Here is a 17,245-nt window from a genome sequence, read left to right as displayed (position 1 = left end):
CAAGCACGCGGCTCAAGCGGCTCTCCCGTGACCGTCCGCGTCGGTGGGATCGCTTGGCGCTGCCAGGAGCAGCAGGGCGACCCCGATCCCTTCGCCAGGTGCGTTGCCACCGCCGACCCGAGCCGGTGGGTTGAGCTTACGTCGTAGTCTCAGCGCCCTTCCGTTCGGAGGCTTCCCATGATGTCTCTACGCCTGTTCACCGGCGCGGCCGCGGCCGCCGCCTTGACCTTCGCTCTTCCCGCAGCAGCTCACGCGGCGCCGGTCGTCGTGCCGGACGACTGCGCCAAGGCACAAGCGATCGCCGAGATGGCGGAGAAGGACTACGAAGACATGGTGAAGTGGTACCAGGACCTCCTCACTCAAGGCGGGCACCCGGGCACCATCGGAGAGCAAGCAGTGGCCGACGCCAAGGCCGATCTCGACAGGACGGCATCACAAGCACAGCGCATCTGCGGTCCCTAGCGGGAAGGCCGGCATTACCGGGCCGGGCAGGCTTCCTACCAAGCCACTGGCAGTTGCAGCGGGAACCGTCTGATCGTCTCGGTGTCCCACCGCACCTCCTCCGGCGGCACCGCGAGCCGCAGCCCGGGGAAGCGCTCGACGAGCCGCCCGATGGCGACTTCGAGCTCTGCCATGGCCAAAGGCATGGCGATGCATCGGTGCCCGCCCCAGCCGAAGGTCATGTGGGGACTGTTCGGCCGCTCGACGTCGATGACGTGCGGGTCGGGGAAGCGTTCCGGGTCACGGTTGGCCGTCAGGTACGACACGTGGACGAAGTCGCCCGCCCGGATCCGCGCTCCGTCCAGTTCCACGTCTTCAAGAGCCACCCGGGGGATTCCCACCCCTTTGCGGAACGGGATGTAGCGAAGCATCTCGTGCAGGACGTCGGTCAGGGTCTCGGGCCGGCATCTGAGGTGTTCCATGAGCGCGGGACGTGTCAGGAGCAGGTAGGCGATGTCGCTGATCTGGCAGGTCGCCGTGTCCTGGCCGCTGAGCGCCAGCGTCAGTGCCATGACGGCCAGTTCCTTGTCGTCCAGCTGTTCCTCACCGTCCCGCGCTGCGGCCATCGCGCTGATGAGGTCCGTACCGGGTGAGTTCCGGCGCTGTTCGACGAGTTTGGCGAAGTAGGCGGTCAGATCGGCTTTGGCGCTGGCGGCGGACTGCTTGCTGTCCGCACCGACGACGAGCAACTGGTGCACGGACTCCTCGATCCGGGGCCATTCCTGCCGTTCGATGCCGAGGAGGTCGAGGATGGTGTGCTTGGGAAGTGTGTTGGACAGGTGCTGGACCAGATCCGCCGGCGGGCCCTCCTGCTCCATCTCGTCGAGCAGGAGGTCCGCGAGGTGGACGATCCGGTGCCGCATGCCCTCGACGTGCTGCTGGGTGAATGCCTGGGAGGCCAGGCGGCGGACGCGGGTGCTGTGCGGCGGGTCCATGACATTGACCGACTCGGGCGAAACGATGGGCTCGGGAGTCATCCGTGGGTAGTCGTGGCCGATGATGCCCGCCCGGCTGAGCCGGTGGTCGGTGGTCACCTGCTTGACGGCCTCGAAGCCGGTGACCAACCAGGCGTCGGCGTCGCCGTAGCGAAGCCGGATCCGTGTGGGGGAACCCAGATGCATCAGGTCGGCGAGCGCGGGGTCGAACTCCAGGGCTTCGCTGAAGTCGAAGCTGCAGGTGATCGGTTCGTTGTCCTCGGTCATCGGTTGTCTCCTCCGGCATGGGTACGACGTTGGTGGCGTCCACGGTCCGGCGAAGGACGCCGGCGAGTCTTACGACCTCGCCGACGGCCCAGTGGTGGACGAATAACAGGCGCTGTCGGTCGGTCAGGTTGTGGTGGTGCAGCTCGACGAGTTCCGTTCCTGCGCAGTCCGCCACCTTGGTCGTCACAGCCGCGCGCGAGCCTTTTCATATGCCTCCTGACGCGATGGAAGCACGAGAGCGGGCGCGGACAGGTATTCCCCACTGCGACGTCCAGCCAGGTGGACTAAGGAACGCTGAGAAACGTGCTGGAGTGCGGTCCACGGCATACGACCCGTACCGGCCGACGGCCGCATCAGACGAGGTGGGCGAAGACAACCAGGTTCTCGGTGTAGTCCTTCACCGAGCGGTCGTACTCCCCCGCGCACGTGATGAGCCGGACCTCGGGGCGCGTCGCGTCGGCGTACACCCGCTTGCTGGGGAAGTCGTCCTTGGGGAAGGTCTCCGCGTCGTCCACGACGAAGTCCGCCCTGCGTCCGTCGGCCCGGGCGACGGAGAACCGGTCGCCGGGCCGGAGTTCGTAGAGCTTGGCGAAGACCGCCGCCGAGGTGGCCGTGTCGATGTGCCCGGCGATGATCGAGGTGCCCTGCTCGCCGGGCGAGACGCCCTCGGCGTACCAGCCGACGAGATTGGTGTCGGCCGCCGGCGGCGGCTCCAGCTGGCCCGAGGCGCCGATGGAGAGGGGGGTGAAGGGGGCGTCCACGGAGATCTTCGGGATGAGCAGCCGGATCGGTGTGGAGCGGGGCAGCGGCCGCGTGGGCTGGTGCGTGTCCGTGGGAGCGGCGGTCGAGACCGGGGAACGGGAGGTTTGCGGGGTGCTGTCCGCCCCTTCGTGGTCGCCGAACACACTGACGGCGAGGATGACGATCGCCACGCCCCACAGGGTCAGTCGCCCGCTGCGGCCGGCGTACTGCCCGTCCGTCGCTCCCTCGGCGGGAGGCGTGGAGGAGGGTTCTGCTGCCATGGGACATCACCTCGCTCGGGCACGGCAGCACGGGCTTCGGGGCTCGGGAGCGCGGGCCGCCGGCACGGTGTGCGCCGGCGGCGGCCGCATTCCTGGAGTGCGCAGGACCGGTCAGGACGTCGGCGCGCCGGCCTTCTTGCGGCGCAGCGCGTACACGCCGGTGGCGCCTACGGCGAGCGTGGCCAGTCCGCCCGCGGTGACCCCGGGCGAGGCGAGGGCGCCGCCGCCGGTGTGCATACCGCCGCGCGGCTTGTCGTGATCGTCACCGCCCCACTCGCCCTTGTCGCCCTTGTCGCCCTTGTCCTTGTAGGACTCGGAGTCGTACTTCTTGTCCTCGTGGTCCGAGCTCCAGTCGTCCCCCCGCACCGCGGCGAGTGCACCGCCACCCGTGCGCATTCCGCCGCGCGGCCCGTCGTGGTTGCTGTCCTTGTCGTAGCCCTTGCTGTAGTCCTTGTCGTGGTCGCGGCCGGAATCGCTGTTGTGCTCCTTGCTGTATGAGGAGTCGTCGCCGCCTTCGTCGTGACCAGCTGGTACGGCGAACGCGGCGCCGGGCGTGGCGAAGGCGAGCGCGGCGGAGGCGGCCGCCGTGGCGAGAAGAATGCGGGCAGATCGCATATCGGTGTCCTTCCGCCGTGGCCGGGCAGCAGACAGGGCATCAGCTGGAATAGACCCGGCCTCGACATGAACCACCGTCAGTCAGGCGCTTGGCACGCACCATCCGGGCCGCCCAGCCGTGTCATCGCTCCACCCGTCTGTCCCAGCAATACGTCGCTGCGTCCCCCGTCGGGGTCAGTCCGGCGTCACCCGGCGGCACGCCAGTCGGCCGGCAGCCCTGCCCATCGCCACCCACGCCGCGGACCTCGGGATGCGCCCACCGGACGGAGCAACCAGGCGGTCGCCGGGCCGGTCGCCGGGTCGACCGAGCCGCTCGTCGTCGCTGTCGAGCGGGTCACCGAATCGATGGCGCCGGGCGTCTTCCCATTGCGGGGAGCCGCCGTGGTCGAGGTGTTCTTTCCCGGGCCGATCCTGCGCATTTAGGACGGGATCCGGCCTATATGGCTCCTAGCGTGGAGCTCGTCCACGGAACACCACCGACGGAAGCCGGAGACGATGACCGCGACGCCACACGCCACCACCCCGACCACGCCCTCGCCCTCGCCCGACGTCACCGGCGAGTACGCCGACCTGCTGGAGGCCCTGGCTCACCATCGCCGGCTGCTGCGCCTGACCACCCGTGACCTGACCGACGAGCAGGCCGGGCGGCGGACCACCGTCAGCGAACTGTGCCTGGGCGGCCTCATCAAGCACGTCACCTCGGCCGAGCGATCCTGGGTTGACTTCATCCAGCACGGCCCACAGGTGCTGGGCAACTGGAGCGACATGTCCGACGCCGACTGGGCCCGGCGGGCCGACGAGTTCCGGATGCTGCCCGGCGAGACGCTGGCCGGGGTGCTGGAGGAGTACGCCGAGGTGGCCCGCCGGACGGACGAACTGGTCGGCACGTTGCCCGACCTGGACCTGTCCCAGCCGCTGCCGTCGGCCCCTGGCACGAGCCGGGCACGTGCTGGTCCGTGCGCCGGGTTCTGCTGCACATCATCGGCGAGACGGCCCAGCACGCCGGTCACGCCGACATCATCCGCGAGTCCCTGGACGGCGCGAAGAGCATGACCCGTCCCTCGCCATACGACGCGCCCCGGCACCGCCGCCCGCAGAAGGGGTGGTGGCGGTGCCTGGAGGGCTCGCCGGGGGGATGGCGAGCCCCTGCACTGACATGGGTCATGTGTCAGGTCAGGCACTGGAAATGGTGCGCTGGAACAGGCCCGCGGCGTGGGGTGGAGCGTCAGGCGGATGCGGCCCTGCCCGGGTCGTAGCCGACACGCGAGCAATGGCTCCGGGTCAAACGTGGGTGAGGAGGCGCGCGAGCGGCCGGGGGACGCGCTCGATGTCCAGGTGCGCGACCAGCGCCTGCGCGTAGAGCGCCTTGCGACCGCTGTGCGTGCCCATGAAGCGCCGCAACTGGTGCTCCACGGGCCGTTGCCGCTGCGCCGGCTGGCCCTGGAAGGTGCGGAAGGGGCGCATCTCGCCCTGGGCTTCTATCACCTGCTGCACGCCCTCGGCCCCGAGTGCGCGGATCAACTCGTCCTCCAGGTCGGCGACGCACACATGGAACCCGAGGGTCTCCAGACCGGCGTACGTGAGACCGGACCCGAGCCCGACCCGCTCCAGATGACGCCGGAAATGCCGCTCCTCGCCGATGTCGCAGAGACCGGCCAGCGGAAGGCCGAGCCCCGAAGGACCGCAGACGTCCAGGAAACGCCCGATGTTCGTCGCACCTCCGAGCGGTACTACCGCGACGCCCTCCGCACCGAGGTCACGGCCGTGGCGCCTGGCCAGCGCTTCGAGAGCTACCTGATCACTGCTGCCCTCGACAAGCACGATCGTCCGCACGCCGCCGCCGGCCAGCTCCCGCGCCGCCGCGGCGGCCGCATCCGCCCTTGCTCCGCCGGCCGCCCACGCGACCAGCGCCAGGCGGAATCGCGTCAACTCGTCCACGAGACCTCGCTTCCCGGCGCCATCCTGGCACGGCGGAAATCCCGTACGCACGCACGTTTTCCGGCAGGCGGTCACTCAAGAGCCGGAGGAGGTGCAGGTCCGGGTGAACCGTCATATGCGTGATCCGGTCGAGGGGACGCAATGCGGGCGCCGTGGGCACGGGAATCCGCGGGAGCCGACATGCAGAGCGGGTTCGCTGAGAAGTCACCGGCCTCGGAGCCTCTCGGCTGCGTGTGCCGGCGCCACCCGGCACACGCAGCCGATCGGTCAGAAGGTCAGCTTCCAGCTGTCGATGTAGCCCGTGTCCCATGCGGCGACGTCCTGCACCCGCAGCCGCCAGGTTCCGTTCGCCGTCTCGCTGGAGGCGTCTACGGTGTACGTGGCGATGACGTTGTCCGCGGAGTCCGAGCTGCTGGAGTTCTTCAGCCGGTACGCCGTGCCGTCCGGCGCCAGCAGGTCGACGACCAGGTCACCGCGCCAGGTGTGCTTGATGTCCACCCCGACCCGGAGCGCCGCCGGCGCGTTTCCGGTGCGGCCGGAGACCGTGAGGGCCGAAGTCACCGCGGCCGCGTTGTCGGGGATGGCGACGTCGGTGGTGTTCTCGTACGACTCGCCGGGCGGCAGCGGATCCGCCGTCCCCAGCGTCCAGATCGCGTGCGCGAGGGCGTCGCTGTTGCGGTCCAGCGCGGTGTCGTTGATGTTGGCGGTTGTGTCGCAGGAGGAGTGGTAGCACCGGTCGAACGCCTGGCCGGAGGTGCCGCCCCACTTGGCGGCCTGCGCCGCCGTCTTCGTACGGCTGGCGCCGGTGAACAGGCCGCCGACCGGTATGCCGACGTTCTTGAAGGACGCGTGGTCGGAGCGGCCGTCGCCTTCCGTCTCGATCTCGGTCGGTACGCCGATGCCCGCGTACCAGTCCTTGAAGACCTTCTCGATCGCCGGATCGTCGTCGTAGACGAAGTAGCCCGGGTTCGGGGAGCCGACCATGTCGAGGTTGATGTAGCCCGAGACTCGGGCGCGGTCGGTGGAGGGCAGGTTGTTCACGTAGTACCTGCTGCCGACCAGTCCCAGCTCCTCGGCGCCCCACCAGGCGAACCGCAGGTGCTTCGTGGGCTGGAGCTGGGCGCGGGAGACGGCGAGGGCCGTCTCGAGTACGGCCGCGGAGCCGGAGCCGTTGTCGTTGATCCCGGCGCCGGAGGAGACGGAGTCGAGGTGCGCGCCGGCCATGAGGACCTGGTTCGGGTCCCCGCCGGGCCAGTCTGCGATCAGGTTGTACCCGGTGCTGCCGGAATAGGTGAACTGCTGGACGGTGGTGGTGAATCCGGCCGCGTCGAGCCTGGCCTGCACGTAGTCGAGCGAGGCCTTGTAGCCGGTACGGCCGTGCGCCCGGTTGCCGCCGTTGGCGGTGGCGATCGACTGGAACTGCGTGAGGTGGGCCTTGACGTTGCTGAGGGGGATGTCGGGTGCCGCCAGGGTCCCGTCGCCGATGTCGGCCGCCCCGGTCCGGTCGGGCGTCGCCGAGGACGTGGGCGAGGCGGCGAGCAGGCCCGCCACCGCCACGAGGGCCACGGCGGCCATACGTCTGGACATCGTCCTGGGCAGGCTGGATCTCGAATGTGTCATGTGGGGAGCCGCACTTTCTCGTCGAGGTGGGGAGTTCGAACGGTGCCTGGATCGGTGGTGCCAGAGCTGTGCGGGTGCTGTGTGCGCCTGATGCTCAGTCAGGTGGTGATGCCGCGTCAAGAGCCATATCCGGTCACGGCCGTCCGCTCAGCGGACGCCCGAGGGTGCGGCCGACGGCGGCGGGAGAGGCAGGAGGGGCGTGAGTATGGCGGACATGGATCACATGGATGACATGGACGCGTTTACCAGTCGGCTCGATCCCGATATGTGCGTGGTGACGGCCGCGGCGGGTGGGGAACGGGCCGGGTGCCTGGTCGGGTTCGCCTCGCAGTGCTCCCTGCGCCCGGTGCGGTTCGTGGTGTGGCTGTCCGAGGTCAACCGCACCTTCCGGGTGGCGCGGTCCGCACAGGTCCTGGCCGTCCATCTGCTGGCCCGGGAACAAGTGGGGCTGGCCGAGATCTTCGGCGGGCGGACCGGCGACGACGGGGTCGACAAGTTCCAGGACGTCCGCTGGCGGCAGGGGTACGGCGGCGCCGTCGTCCTTCAGGACACCGAGGCGTGGTTCGTCGGCCGGGTCGTGAGGCACGCCGACGGCGGCGATCACATCGGGTTCGTCCTCGACCCGGTCGAGTGGGGCGCGCGGGAGGGTTCCAGCACACCGCTGCTGCGGCTCAGCGACGCCCGCGGCATCGAACCCGGCCATCCCGTGGACTGACCCCGCTCGCTCGTCCTCCGGCACCCATATGTCCGGCACGCGCGCCGTCGCCCGCCTGTGGCCCGCCCTCCGCCGCTTCGTAGAGTCGTCAGCGATAAACAGCGCGTCGCCGCGGGGGTGTCCGATGCACCGTCTCGCACAGGAGTGACTGGACGTACATTCGGACGTATGGACGAGATGCCCCAGCGCATCGACCCCGCGACCGACCGGACAGCCGCCGCTCATCTGTTGGGCTGTGCTCCTGACGAGGTCGGATACTGCCCGCGCTGTCAGGGGCTCACGCACCGCTACGGACGCAACGCTCAGAGCATCTGCCCCGCGTGCCGTTCGGCGGACCCGTCGCTCGGCGCACCGTTTCCCACCACCACGCCGGCACCCCAGAACTCCCCAAGCCGATGAACGCCGAGGCGAGTTGCACCCCCCGACCCGGGGGCGTTACCTGGAAGTACGGGCGGTGAGGCGAGCCCATGGGCCACCGCGCACACGGATGGCCGCGCCCTTGTGTACGTCCCCGGCAGCGGCCCATCCTCGCTGCCGCCTCCAGCGCTCGACGGGAGGTGACAGAGGTGAAAGCCGTTGTCTACGAGAGGCCCTTCAGTGTCACGGTGAAGGACGTCGACGATCCGCAGATCCAGCACCCCAACGACGTGCTCGTCCGGGTCACGTCGTCCGCGATCTGCGGCTCCGACCTGCACATGTACGAGGGCCGCACGGCGGCCGAGTCGGGCATCGTCTTCGGACACGAGAACCTCGGCATCATCGAGGAGGTCGGCTCCGGTGTGACCTCACTGGCGAAGGGTGATCGCGTCGTGATGCCCTTCAACGTGGCCTGCGGATTCTGCAAGAACTGCCTCGCCCTGAGGACCGGGTTCTGTCTCACGGTCAATCCGGGGTTCGCCGGTGGGGCCTACGGATACGTGGCGATGGGCCCGTTCATCGGTGGCCAGGCAGAACGGTTGCGCGTACCGTACGCCGACTTCAACTGTCTGAAGCTGCCGCCGGGTGACGAGTTCGAGACTGATTTCGTCCTGCTCGCCGACATCTTCCCGACCGGTTACCACGGATGCGAACTCGCCCAGGTCTCCCCCGGCGAGAGCGTGGCCGTCTACGGGGCCGGTCCGGTGGGGCTGATGGCGGCCTACTCCGCGCTGCTGCGCGGTGCCTCGAAGGTGTTCTCCGTCGACCGGGTGCCCGAGCGGCTCGCCAAGGCGGAGGAGATCGGAGCCATTCCCATCGACTTCACCAAGGGAGACCCGGCCGAGCAGATCAAGGAGCAGACGGCAGGAGAAGGAACCGACAAGGGCGTGGACGCCGTCGGGTACCAGGCCCAGGCGCACGACGCCAGCCACGAGGAACCCGCCATCGTCCTCAACGCGCTCGTCGAGACGGTACGGCCGACCGGCCTGCTCGGCGTGCCGGGCCTGTACGTGCCCTCCGACCCGGGCGGCCCCGACGAGCACGCCAAGCACGGCCAGCTGCTGGTCTCCATCGGCAGGATGTTCGAAAAGGGTCAGCAGATGGGCACCGGTCAGTGCAACGTCAAGCGGTACAACCGCCAGCTGCGCGACCTGATCATCGCCGGGCGCGCCAAGCCCAGCTTCGTGGTCTCCCACGAACTGCCGCTGGAGCAGGCGCCGCAGGCGTACGAGAAGTTCGACAAGCGCATCGAGGGCTACACCAAGGTCGTTCTGCACCCCGGCCACGCCCTCGCCGCGTAAGCCACAGGTCCGGGCACGCACCGTGCCCGGACCCGTCATCGCACGGAGCGCACCGGGAGTCGCCGGACGGACCGGCCCTGCGGGTCCGCGAGGCCGGCGTACGACGCGCGAGGCCGGGCGAGCCCTGTGCAGTGCATGCAGCGAGCCGTCCAGGACGCAATCGCGGCGGTGCGCCACACGGCGGCCGCCCACCCGATGGGCCATGTTTCTGACCGTCGAGCCGATCGGCACCGGTCGGATGCGAAGCGCTGCGCGCCCGGCCCAAGGGATGGATGGCGCAGGGGGAGTTCACTCTGGGCCGCTGGGGCCTCGCGGTGAACGCCGCGGCGCTGGCCTACGGCACCTTCGCCATCGTCAACATCTCCTGGGCCCCCAACCCGCGGTGTGCTGGGGGCCGTCCTGGTCGTAGGCCCGCCGGGAGTCGCCGCCGCCAGCGGATCGCCTCGCACTCCCCCACGACCGCGTCTGCTCCCTCCGTCCCACGCCATGAACCCCATGCCCGGCTGTCCGGGACCAGCTCCGGACAGTGGCTTGACCAGGCCGGACAGCCTGACCGTGTCCGGGACAGGCGGATGCCGTTGCCCCGGTGCACCGACGGTCAGAAGACTCTGTGGCGCCCCGCCGGGCCAGGTCACGGGGGGGACGCCGCCCCGCCCAAAGGGGCCCATCCGGGCAATGCCGCGCAATCGCCATCCACATCGGCATGCCTCACACACAAGAGGAGGAGTTCATGCAGGGATCTCGGCTGAACGTGAACATACGCAGGGTCGCCGTGGGCACGGTACTGGCCGCAACGGCCGCCCTGGCCTTACCCGCCTCCGCCACCGCGGCGCCCGTCGGCGGCTCGAGCACGACCGGGTGCTCCCGTGCCTCCGGCGTATACACCTACGAGAAGACCGGGGAGACCTCGACCTACGACACGTACGACGCGTACTTCGACATCACCGTGTCGGACCGGTGCAGCGGTGACGGCTGGGCGGCGTCCCTGTACCTCAGCTACCGCAAGTACAGCGGCGGCGTGTGGAGCTGGAAGTCGATGCAGCGTGTGAAGACCAACGGGAACTACAACACCACCCTGCACAACGTCCAGGGCGTGCAGATCAACGTCTGCGACTACTACCCCGACCGCGCGCCCCGGGGGTGCCAGCGCATCTGGTGACCCGTCCATGAGCAGTGCGGTATCGAGCGCAGGGTGGGCGATGCGGCGTCCCAGCGGCGGACCGCCCACCCCGCGGTGAGGACGGGGAGCGCGACATGTCTGTACGTGCTGCCCGCCCCGATCGGCTCAGTGCCGCCGCCCCCCAACTGGAGCACGCCCGCTCAGCCGGTGCTCGCCGTCGCCGCTAGCGTGCGGTGTAGGACCCTGGGTCAGCCGAGGACGGGGAAGCAGAGCATGGCCACTGACGACCGGCACGACGTCACCCGCTCCGTCGCCCCGACCGGCCGACTCCCTGACGATCACGTCATCGTCATCTGCGGGGCGACCGGCGACCTGGCGCGGCGCAAGCTGCTGCCCGGTCTGTTCCATCTGGCCAGGGCGGGCCTGCTGCCCACGCGGTACCGCATCGTCGGCTCGGCGCCCGCCGCCGACTCCCTCGGCGACGAGGAGTTCCGCGAGCAGGCCCGGCAGGCGGTCGACCGGTTCGGCCGGGCGGCGCCCGAAGGGCCCCAGTGGCAGGCGTTCGAGGGGGCACTGTCGTTCGGGGCCGCCGACCCCGGCGATCCGGCCCCGCTCCTGGCCGCCGTACGGGAGGCGGAGCGCGCCGTCGGTGGCAGCCCTCGGCGGCTGTTCCATCTCGCCGTGCCGCCGGTCGCGTTCGGCTCCGTCGTCAGGATGCTCGGCGCGACCGGCCTGTCCGAGGGCGCCCGGGTGATCGTGGAGAAGCCGTTCGGCACGGACCTCGCCTCGGCCCGCGCCCTGAACGGCACCCTCCACGCCGTCTTCGACGAGTCCCGCGTCTTCCGCATCGACCATTTCCTCGGCAAGGAGTCCGTCGACAACATCCTCGCGCTGCGCTTCGCCAACGGACTGTTCGAGCCGGTGTGGAACCGCGAGCACATCAGCCATGTGCAGATCGACGTCCCTGAGAGCATCGACATCCAGGGGCGCGCCGGGTTCTTCGAGGGCACCGGCACCTTCCGGGACATGATCGTCACGCATCTCTTCCAGCTGCTCGGCTTCGTGGCGATGGAGCCTCCGTCGGCCCTCGACGCGCGCTCCCTGCGGGAGGAGAAGGACAAGGTCTTCCGCAGTCTGCGGCCCCTGGACCCGGCGCACGTGGTGCGTGGCCAGTACGAGGGCTACCGCAACGAGCCGGGTGTCGCCCCCGCCTCCGACACCGAGACCTTCGCCGCGCTCCGGGTCGAGATCGACAACTGGCGCTGGGCCGGGGTGCCCTTCTACCTCCGCTCCGGCAAGGCGCTGGCCGAGGGACGGCACATGGTGACCCTCACCTTCCGGCAGCCGCCCCTGCGCATGTTCCCGGCGGTCGCCCACGACAGCGCGGCGGCCCGCTCCGACACGCTCGCCATCGACTTCGACGACCCCGGCCGGATCACCGCGCGCTTCCTGGCGAAGGAACCCGGACCCGACATGCGGCTGGGCACGGCCGAGATGGTCTTCGACTACGCCGGCTCCTTCGCCCAGGACCACGCCCTGGAGGCCTACGAGCACCTGATCCTGGAGGCCATGCTGGGCGATCAGGCCCTGTTCACCAGCGCCGACGGCATCAATCGCCTGTGGGAGGTCTCCGAGCCCCTGCTGAAGGACCCGCCGCCGGTCGAGCCGTACACCCCGGGGTCCTGGGGGCCGGAGAGCATCCAGCGGCTCGTACGGCCCCATCACTGGTATCTGCCGGACGGGCGGTGAGCCGTGCTGGGACTTCCCGATCACATCCGTGCCTGTCTGTTCGACCTCGACGGCGTGCTGACGCAGACCGCGAAGGTCCACGCCGCCGCCTGGAAGGAGACGTTCGACGCCTTTCTGCGGCAGCGCGCCGCACGCGAGGGCGGCGCCTTCGTGCCGTTCGACGCCGTCCAGGACTACGACGACTACGTGGACGGACGGCCCCGCCAGGACGGCGTACGCACCTTTCTTGCGTCGCGCGGCATCGAACTGCCCGAGGGCTCACCGGACGACGGGCCGGACCGGGAGACCGTGCACGGCGTGGGCAACCGCAAGAACGAGCTGGTGCTGCGCATGATCCGCGAGCAGGGCGTGGAGCCGTACGAGGGGTCGGTGGCCTTTGTGCGGGCGGCTCGGGAGGCCGGGCTGCGGCGCGCCGTCGTCTCCTCCAGCGCCAACTGCCGTGACGTGTTGATCGCTGCTGGTATCGAGGACCTGTTCGAAGGGCGTGTCGACGGCATCACCACGCGCGAGCAGGGGCTGCGCGGCAAGCCCGCGCCCGACACCTATCTCGCCGGTGCCCGTCTCCTCGGCGTCGATCCCGGTGCGGCGGCGGTGTTCGAAGATGCCCTGGCCGGTGTGGAGGCGGGGCGGGCCGGGCACTTCGGTGTCGTCGTGGGGGTCGACCGGGTCGGCCAGGCGGCGGAGCTGCGCCGGCACGGGGCGGACCTCGTCGTGACCGACCTCGCCGAGCTGCTGGAGGCATCGCGGTGATCACCCACCCGTCCTTCGCCTGTGAGTCCTGGTGCCTGCGCGAGACCGAGCTGAGCCTCGACGTCCTGGCCCAGAGCGAGTCCGTGTTCGCCCTGGCCAACGGGCACATCGGCTGGCGCGGCAACCTCGACGAGGGGGAACCGCACGGGCTGCCCGGCGCGTACCTGAACGGGGTGCACGAGGTGCATCCGCTGCCGTACGCCGAGGCGGGGTACGGCTACCCGGAGTCCGGCCAGACGGCCATCAACGTCACCGACGGCAAGATCATCCGGCTGCTGGTCGACGACGAGCCGTTCGACCTGCGCTACGGCGAACTCGCCGCCCATGAGCGGGTGCTGGACTTCCGCACCGGTGTGCTGAGCAGGACCGTGGACTGGATCAGCCCGGCCGGGACCGGGGTCCGCGTCGTCTCCCGCCGTCTGGTGTCCTTCACCCAGCGGGCGATCGCCGCCGTGGAGTATCTGGTGGAGCCGCTCGACACGCCGGTCACCGTGGCCGTCCAGTCGGAGCTGGTCGCCAATGAGCAGCTCCCTCGCACCTCCGGCGATCCCCGGGTCTCCGCCGTGATCGACGCACCGCTGCGGGCGGAGGAGGACTTCGCTCGGGGCACCCGGCTGCGTCTGCTGCACTGCACCGGCCACAGCGTCCAGCGGGTGGGTGCGGCGGCGGACCACCTCGTGGAGGGGCCCGACGGCACGTCCTGGTCGGCCGAGAGCGAACCCGACGTCAGCCGCCTCACCGTCACGGCCACGCTGGCCCCTGGTCAGCGGCTGCGGCTGGTCAAGTTCGTGGCGTACGGCTGGTCGGCCCAGCGGTCGCTGCCCGCCGTCCGGGATCAGGTGGAGGGCGCGGTCGCGGCCGCCCGCAGTTCCGAATGGGAGGGTCTGCTCGCCGAACAGCGGGCCTACCTCGACGACTTCTGGTCCCGGGCGGACGTCGAGGTGGACGGTGACGAGGAGATCCAGCAGGCCGTCCGGTTCGCGCTGTTCCACGTGCTGCAGGCGGCCGCTCGGGCCGAGTGCCGCGCCGTACCGGCCAAGGGCCTGACGGGGACCGGCTACGACGGGCACGCGTTCTGGGACTCGGAGTCGTTCGTGCTGCCGCTCCTCACCTTCACGGCTCCGCACGCCGTCGCCTCGGCGCTGCGCTGGCGGCACGAGACCCTGCCCGCGGCGCTGGAGCGGGCCCGCCAGCTCGGTCTGGCGGGAGCCGCCTTCCCCTGGCGGACCATCACCGGCGCGGAGTGCTCCGGTTACTGGCCGGCCGGCACGGCCGCCTTCCACGTCAACGCGGACATCGCCGACGCGGTGGTGCGGTACGTGGCGGCCACGGGTGACGAACAGTTCGCGCGAGGGCCGGGCCTGGAGCTGCTGGTGCACACCGCCCGGCTGTGGCACTCGCTGGGCTGTCGGAACTCCGCGGGCGTCTTCCACATCGACGGGATCACGGGGCCGGACGAGTACAGTGCCATCGCCCGCGACAACCTCTACACCAACGTGATGGCACGCCGGAATCTTGAGGCCGCCGCGGACTGCGTCCTCCGGTACCCGGATGAGGCGGCGGGCCTGGGAGTGTCGGCCGAGGAGGCCTCCGCCTGGCGGGACGCCGCAGCCCGCATGGCCGTGCCGTACAACGACCGGCTCGGTGTGCACGAGCAGTCGGCGGGCTTCACCACCCTCCAGCGGTGGAACTTCGAGGCGACGCAACCGGAGCAGTACCCCCTGCTGCTGCACTTCCCGTACTTCGACCTCTACCGCAAGCAGGTCGTCAAACAGGCCGACCTCGTCCTGGCCATGCTGACCTGCCCCGACGCCTTCACCGACGAGGAGAAGGCCCGGAACTTCGCCTACTACGAGGCCCTCACCGTCCGGGACTCCTCCCTCTCCGCCTGCTGCCAGGCCGTCCTCGCCGCCGAGACCGGACATCTTCCACTCGCCTGGGACTACGTGGCCGAGGCCGCCCTGATGGACCTGAAGGACCTGGAGCACAACACCCGCGACGGGCTGCACATCGCCTCCCTCGCGGGCACCTGGATCGCCCTGGTGCTGGGGCTGGGAGGCATGCGCCAGCACGGCGGCGCCGGTGCGGGGGAGCCGGTGGTGGGGTTCGCCCCTCGCCTCCCCGGTCAGCTGGTCCGTCTCGCTTTCACCGTGCTGATCCGGGGCCGCAGACTGCGGGTCGAGATCCGCGACGGCACGGCACGCTACGTCCTTCTGGAGGGCGAACCTCTGGAGCTGCTCCACCACGGCGAACCGTTCACCGTCACGGCGGACGAGCCGACCGAGCGTGCCATCCCGCCCGCGCCCTCACGACCGGAGCCTCGGCAGCCGCGGGGGCGTGAACCCGTGCGGCGCGAGCCGTCCGGGTCCCGTGGTGTCACCGAGTGCCCTGGGAACTAGCCGACGCCGGGGGGAGGTCTACTCGGTCGCGTGGTCGGCGGGGCGTACGGCCACCGCGTCGATCTCGAAGAGCATCCCGGGCAGGGCGAGCGCGGCCACCCCGCTCAACGTCTGTGCGGGCAGCCGCTCGCCGAACGCCGCGTGGAGCGCCTTGCCGAGGATCTCCAGCTTGGCCAGGTCGTGCTCGACGATGTACGAGCCGAGCCGGACCACGTGCTCGAAGCCGAGCCCGACGCCTTCGAGGGCGCGTCGCAGGTTGGTCAGCGCAGCGTGGCCGGGTTGGTGATGGTGCGCTGGTCGTTGGTCACTGCGCAGTGTTCCTTTCCGGTGAGAGCGCCAGGAGGTTCGGGTGGCGGGGCGCTCGGGGCGAGACGGCGGCCAAAGGCCGCCGGCACCACCACCATCGCCATCCCCACCACCTCCATCGCTGCGAACACGCCGCGTCGGCCCGCCCATTCCGCAGCCGCAGAACGGCACCCCGGTGGCCGCCCGCACCGCCTGCGCGCCGGGTCACTGCGCAATCGGCAGGCGCAGGTCCGGCGGTGGAGGTGTGCCCTCCGCGAGATAGGCCGTCAGCGCGGTGCCCGTCTCTCTGGTGAGGGGGCCGCTGTCGCCCATGCCCAGTTGCTGGGCGAGATCCCGGCAGTGCAGCCGGGTGGCGGCCTCGACGAGCGTGGCGTACGCGTCGGTCGCGGCGCGGAAGCGCACCCAGCCCGTGGCCGCGACCACGAGGGGGATGAGCGCGCCGGGCCACCACACGGCGGCGACGCAGACGTACAGCAGGCCCCACCCGGTCAGCGTGGCGGCCCGGCCCATCGTTTCCCGGGCGGCGGTGACCTCGGCCCGGGTGGTGTCGGGGACGTGCAGCCACAGGTGCGGCCAGACGACGGTGACGTCGACGCCGAGGTCGTCGCGCAGTCGGGACTCCACGCCGCGCAGCCGGTCACCGGTCCAGGTGGGACGGTCGGGCCGGTCGTCGGCGACCCGGTGGAGCCGGTGGCGGGCGACGGCCACCTGGAGTGCGGCCGTGTCGGGATCGGCGCCGTCCAGGTGCTGTGCCGCCCTGGCCCGTCCGACCCGGTCGCGCCACCGGTCGTAGCGGCCGCGGCGGCGTGCGATCCGCCGTCGTACGAGACGGTGTGTGGGTGTGGGCCAGCCCGGCCAGTCGGCGGCCAGCCAGAGGCGTTCCAGGAGGGAGCCCAGCGCCTGGGCGACCACACCACAGGCCGCGGCGGCGAGCAGGAAGGCCAGGAGCAGGACGAGCAGGTGCGCGGTGGAGCCGGTCAGGGTGCCGGTCGCGCGGTCGAGCCGGCCGGGCAGTGCGGCGATGTCGTACCAGGCGCCGTGTCCGAGGCGCGCTCCGGCGAGCAGTACGGCCAGGAACAGGGCACCGGGCAGCACCAGGAGGGACAACCAGCGTTCGGCGAGCCGTTTGCCGAGTTCGGCCAGCAGTCCGTTCACCGGGTCACACGCTCTTCAGCAGCAGGGGCGTGCCGTCGAGGTCGCAGGTGGGCGGTCCGTCCGGTGCCGTCTCGGGCCAGTGGTAGCGGGTGCAGCGGCGATGGGGACAGAGATAGATCTTCATCGGCCGGTCGGCGGCGCCGAAGCCCGCGAGCTGGGCGCCTGTGCCGCGCGTGCGTCCGTACAGGCCGCGCGGGTCGCCGTCGGCCTGGAGGTGCTCGTGCAGCAGGCGCACCGCTTCGTCGATGTCCCCGTCGTCCCGTACGGCCGCCAGCAGCCGGTCCACGGGGCCGTCGTCCCGGCTCGCCCCTCGGCGCAACTCGTCGCGAATGTCCTCCAGATGGGTGCAGAAGTGGGCCAGGGCCTCGGCCGTGCGCCTGGCCTGCCAGGCGGGTCGGTCGGTCATGCTTCTCTCCGGTGGCGGTACGACCTGCT

15 protein-coding genes and 3 pseudogenes are annotated in these 17,245 nt (G+C 70.7%); 8 read left to right on the top strand and 10 right to left on the bottom strand.

Features of this window, described 5'->3' with window-relative positions; translation table 11 throughout:
• The first annotated feature begins 177 nt into the window (after window positions 1–177).
• Window positions 178–462, top strand: coding sequence for a hypothetical protein (locus HJD23_RS42270; RefSeq protein ID WP_171110438.1), 285 nt, complete (start codon window positions 178–180; stop codon window positions 460–462).
• A gap of 35 nt (window positions 463–497) precedes the next feature.
• Here HJD23_RS42270 and HJD23_RS42265 read toward each other — a convergent pair whose 3' ends face one another.
• The 4 genes and pseudogenes from HJD23_RS42265 to HJD23_RS42250 form a co-directional block, all read right to left on the bottom strand.
• Entirely contained in the window at window positions 498–1,703 is a 1,206-nt protein-coding gene (locus HJD23_RS42265; RefSeq protein ID WP_171110437.1) for a cytochrome P450, read from the bottom strand.
• Window positions 1,704–1,752: 49 nt separating this feature from the next.
• Window positions 1,753–1,878: pseudogene (locus HJD23_RS44860) on the bottom strand (DUF1259 domain-containing protein); the annotation flags it as partial.
• A 178-nt stretch (window positions 1,879–2,056) separates the two neighbouring features.
• A complete protein-coding gene (locus HJD23_RS42255; RefSeq protein ID WP_171110436.1) occupies window positions 2,057–2,725 on the bottom strand; it encodes a class F sortase in 669 nt (222 codons plus the stop codon).
• 111 nt (window positions 2,726–2,836) lie between these two features.
• Window positions 2,837–3,340, bottom strand: coding sequence for a hypothetical protein (locus tag HJD23_RS42250; protein WP_171110435.1), 504 nt, complete (start codon window positions 3,338–3,340; stop codon window positions 2,837–2,839).
• Between the two features lie 495 nt (window positions 3,341–3,835).
• On the opposite strand from HJD23_RS42250, the pseudogene HJD23_RS42245 reads away from it, so the two are divergent.
• A pseudogene (locus tag HJD23_RS42245) lies at window positions 3,836–4,392 on the top strand (DinB family protein); the annotation flags it as partial.
• A 229-nt stretch (window positions 4,393–4,621) separates the two neighbouring features.
• On the opposite strand, the gene HJD23_RS42240 reads toward HJD23_RS42245, so the two are convergent.
• Both HJD23_RS42240 and HJD23_RS42235 read right to left on the bottom strand, forming a co-directional pair.
• Window positions 4,622–5,278 carry an ATP-dependent endonuclease gene (locus tag HJD23_RS42240; RefSeq protein ID WP_171110434.1) on the bottom strand — a complete coding sequence of 219 codons (657 nt, stop codon included), beginning with the start codon at window positions 5,276–5,278 and terminating at the stop codon, window positions 4,622–4,624.
• Between the two features lie 267 nt (window positions 5,279–5,545).
• Window positions 5,546–6,865, bottom strand: coding sequence for a M28 family peptidase (locus tag HJD23_RS42235; RefSeq protein ID WP_232108044.1), 1,320 nt, complete (start codon window positions 6,863–6,865; stop codon window positions 5,546–5,548).
• Between the two features lie 256 nt (window positions 6,866–7,121).
• Here HJD23_RS42235 and HJD23_RS42230 point away from each other — a divergent pair, with 256 nt between their 5' ends.
• The 6 genes from HJD23_RS42230 to HJD23_RS42205 all read left to right on the top strand — a co-directional run bounded on the left by HJD23_RS42230 (window position 7,122) and on the right by HJD23_RS42205 (window position 15,349).
• Window positions 7,122–7,613 (top strand): flavin reductase family protein, encoded by a 492-nt coding sequence (locus HJD23_RS42230; RefSeq protein ID WP_171111760.1) that lies wholly within the window; start codon window positions 7,122–7,124, stop codon window positions 7,611–7,613.
• A 566-nt stretch (window positions 7,614–8,179) separates the two neighbouring features.
• A complete protein-coding gene (locus HJD23_RS42225; RefSeq protein WP_171110432.1) occupies window positions 8,180–9,331 on the top strand; it encodes a glutathione-independent formaldehyde dehydrogenase in 1,152 nt (383 codons plus the stop codon).
• 703 nt (window positions 9,332–10,034) lie between these two features.
• Window positions 10,035–10,490: a hypothetical protein gene (locus HJD23_RS42220; protein ID WP_171110431.1), complete on the top strand. Its 456-nt coding sequence runs from the start codon at window positions 10,035–10,037 to the stop codon at window positions 10,488–10,490.
• A 234-nt stretch (window positions 10,491–10,724) separates the two neighbouring features.
• On the top strand, window positions 10,725–12,200 hold the full coding sequence (zwf, locus tag HJD23_RS42215; RefSeq protein ID WP_171110430.1) for a glucose-6-phosphate dehydrogenase: 1,476 nt from the start codon (window positions 10,725–10,727) through the stop codon (window positions 12,198–12,200).
• Window positions 12,201–12,203: 3 nt separating this feature from the next.
• Window positions 12,204–12,950 carry a beta-phosphoglucomutase family hydrolase gene (locus HJD23_RS42210; RefSeq protein ID WP_171110429.1) on the top strand — a complete coding sequence of 249 codons (747 nt, stop codon included), beginning with the start codon at window positions 12,204–12,206 and terminating at the stop codon, window positions 12,948–12,950.
• Window positions 12,947–15,349, top strand: a complete 2,403-nt coding sequence (locus HJD23_RS42205; RefSeq protein WP_171110428.1) for a glycoside hydrolase family 65 protein — start codon at window positions 12,947–12,949, stop codon at window positions 15,347–15,349. Before HJD23_RS42210 ends, HJD23_RS42205 begins: the two co-directional genes overlap by 4 nt.
• An 18-nt stretch (window positions 15,350–15,367) precedes the next feature.
• Here HJD23_RS42205 and HJD23_RS42200 read toward each other — a convergent pair.
• From HJD23_RS42200 to HJD23_RS42185, 4 genes and pseudogenes are all read right to left on the bottom strand, one after another.
• Window positions 15,368–15,595: pseudogene (locus HJD23_RS42200) on the bottom strand (Rid family hydrolase); the annotation flags it as partial.
• A gap of 14 nt (window positions 15,596–15,609) precedes the next feature.
• Window positions 15,610–15,786 (bottom strand): hypothetical protein, encoded by a 177-nt coding sequence (locus HJD23_RS42195; RefSeq protein ID WP_171107099.1) that lies wholly within the window; start codon window positions 15,784–15,786, stop codon window positions 15,610–15,612.
• A gap of 73 nt (window positions 15,787–15,859) precedes the next feature.
• Window positions 15,860–16,810 carry a hypothetical protein gene (locus HJD23_RS42190; protein WP_171110427.1) on the bottom strand — a complete coding sequence of 317 codons (951 nt, stop codon included), beginning with the start codon at window positions 16,808–16,810 and terminating at the stop codon, window positions 15,860–15,862.
• 4 nt (window positions 16,811–16,814) lie between these two features.
• Window positions 16,815–17,216: a hypothetical protein gene (locus HJD23_RS42185; protein WP_171110426.1), complete on the bottom strand. Its 402-nt coding sequence runs from the start codon at window positions 17,214–17,216 to the stop codon at window positions 16,815–16,817.
• Window positions 17,217–17,245: the final 29 nt, after the last annotated feature.

Source organism: Streptomyces sp. Z423-1, assembly GCF_013009255.1.
Lineage (GTDB): Bacteria > Actinomycetota > Actinomycetes > Streptomycetales > Streptomycetaceae > Streptomyces > Streptomyces gossypiisoli.
The sequence above is the reverse complement of the archived record's forward strand: the minus strand, read 5'-3'. Positions and strand labels throughout refer to the sequence as shown.

Bases quoted from the DNA above. Each gene is read 5' to 3' on its own strand.
- HJD23_RS42270 (WP_171110438.1), top strand. From the start codon at position 178: ATGATGTCTCTACGCCTGTTCACCGGCGCGGCCGCGGCCGCCGCCTTG.
- HJD23_RS42265 (WP_171110437.1), bottom strand. From the start codon at position 1,703: ATGACCGAGGACAACGAACCGATCACCTGCAGCTTCGACTTCAGCGAA.
- HJD23_RS42255 (WP_171110436.1), bottom strand. From the start codon at position 2,725: ATGGCAGCAGAACCCTCCTCCACGCCTCCCGCCGAGGGAGCGACGGAC.
- HJD23_RS42250 (WP_171110435.1), bottom strand. From the start codon at position 3,340: ATGCGATCTGCCCGCATTCTTCTCGCCACGGCGGCCGCCTCCGCCGCG.
- HJD23_RS42235 (WP_232108044.1), bottom strand. From the start codon at position 6,865: ATGTCCAGACGTATGGCCGCCGTGGCCCTCGTGGCGGTGGCGGGCCTG.
- HJD23_RS42230 (WP_171111760.1), top strand. From the start codon at position 7,122: ATGGATGACATGGACGCGTTTACCAGTCGGCTCGATCCCGATATGTGC.
- HJD23_RS42220 (WP_171110431.1), top strand. From the start codon at position 10,035: ATGCCTCACACACAAGAGGAGGAGTTCATGCAGGGATCTCGGCTGAAC.
- zwf (WP_171110430.1), top strand. From the start codon at position 10,725: ATGGCCACTGACGACCGGCACGACGTCACCCGCTCCGTCGCCCCGACC.
- HJD23_RS42185 (WP_171110426.1), bottom strand. From the start codon at position 17,216: ATGACCGACCGACCCGCCTGGCAGGCCAGGCGCACGGCCGAGGCCCTG.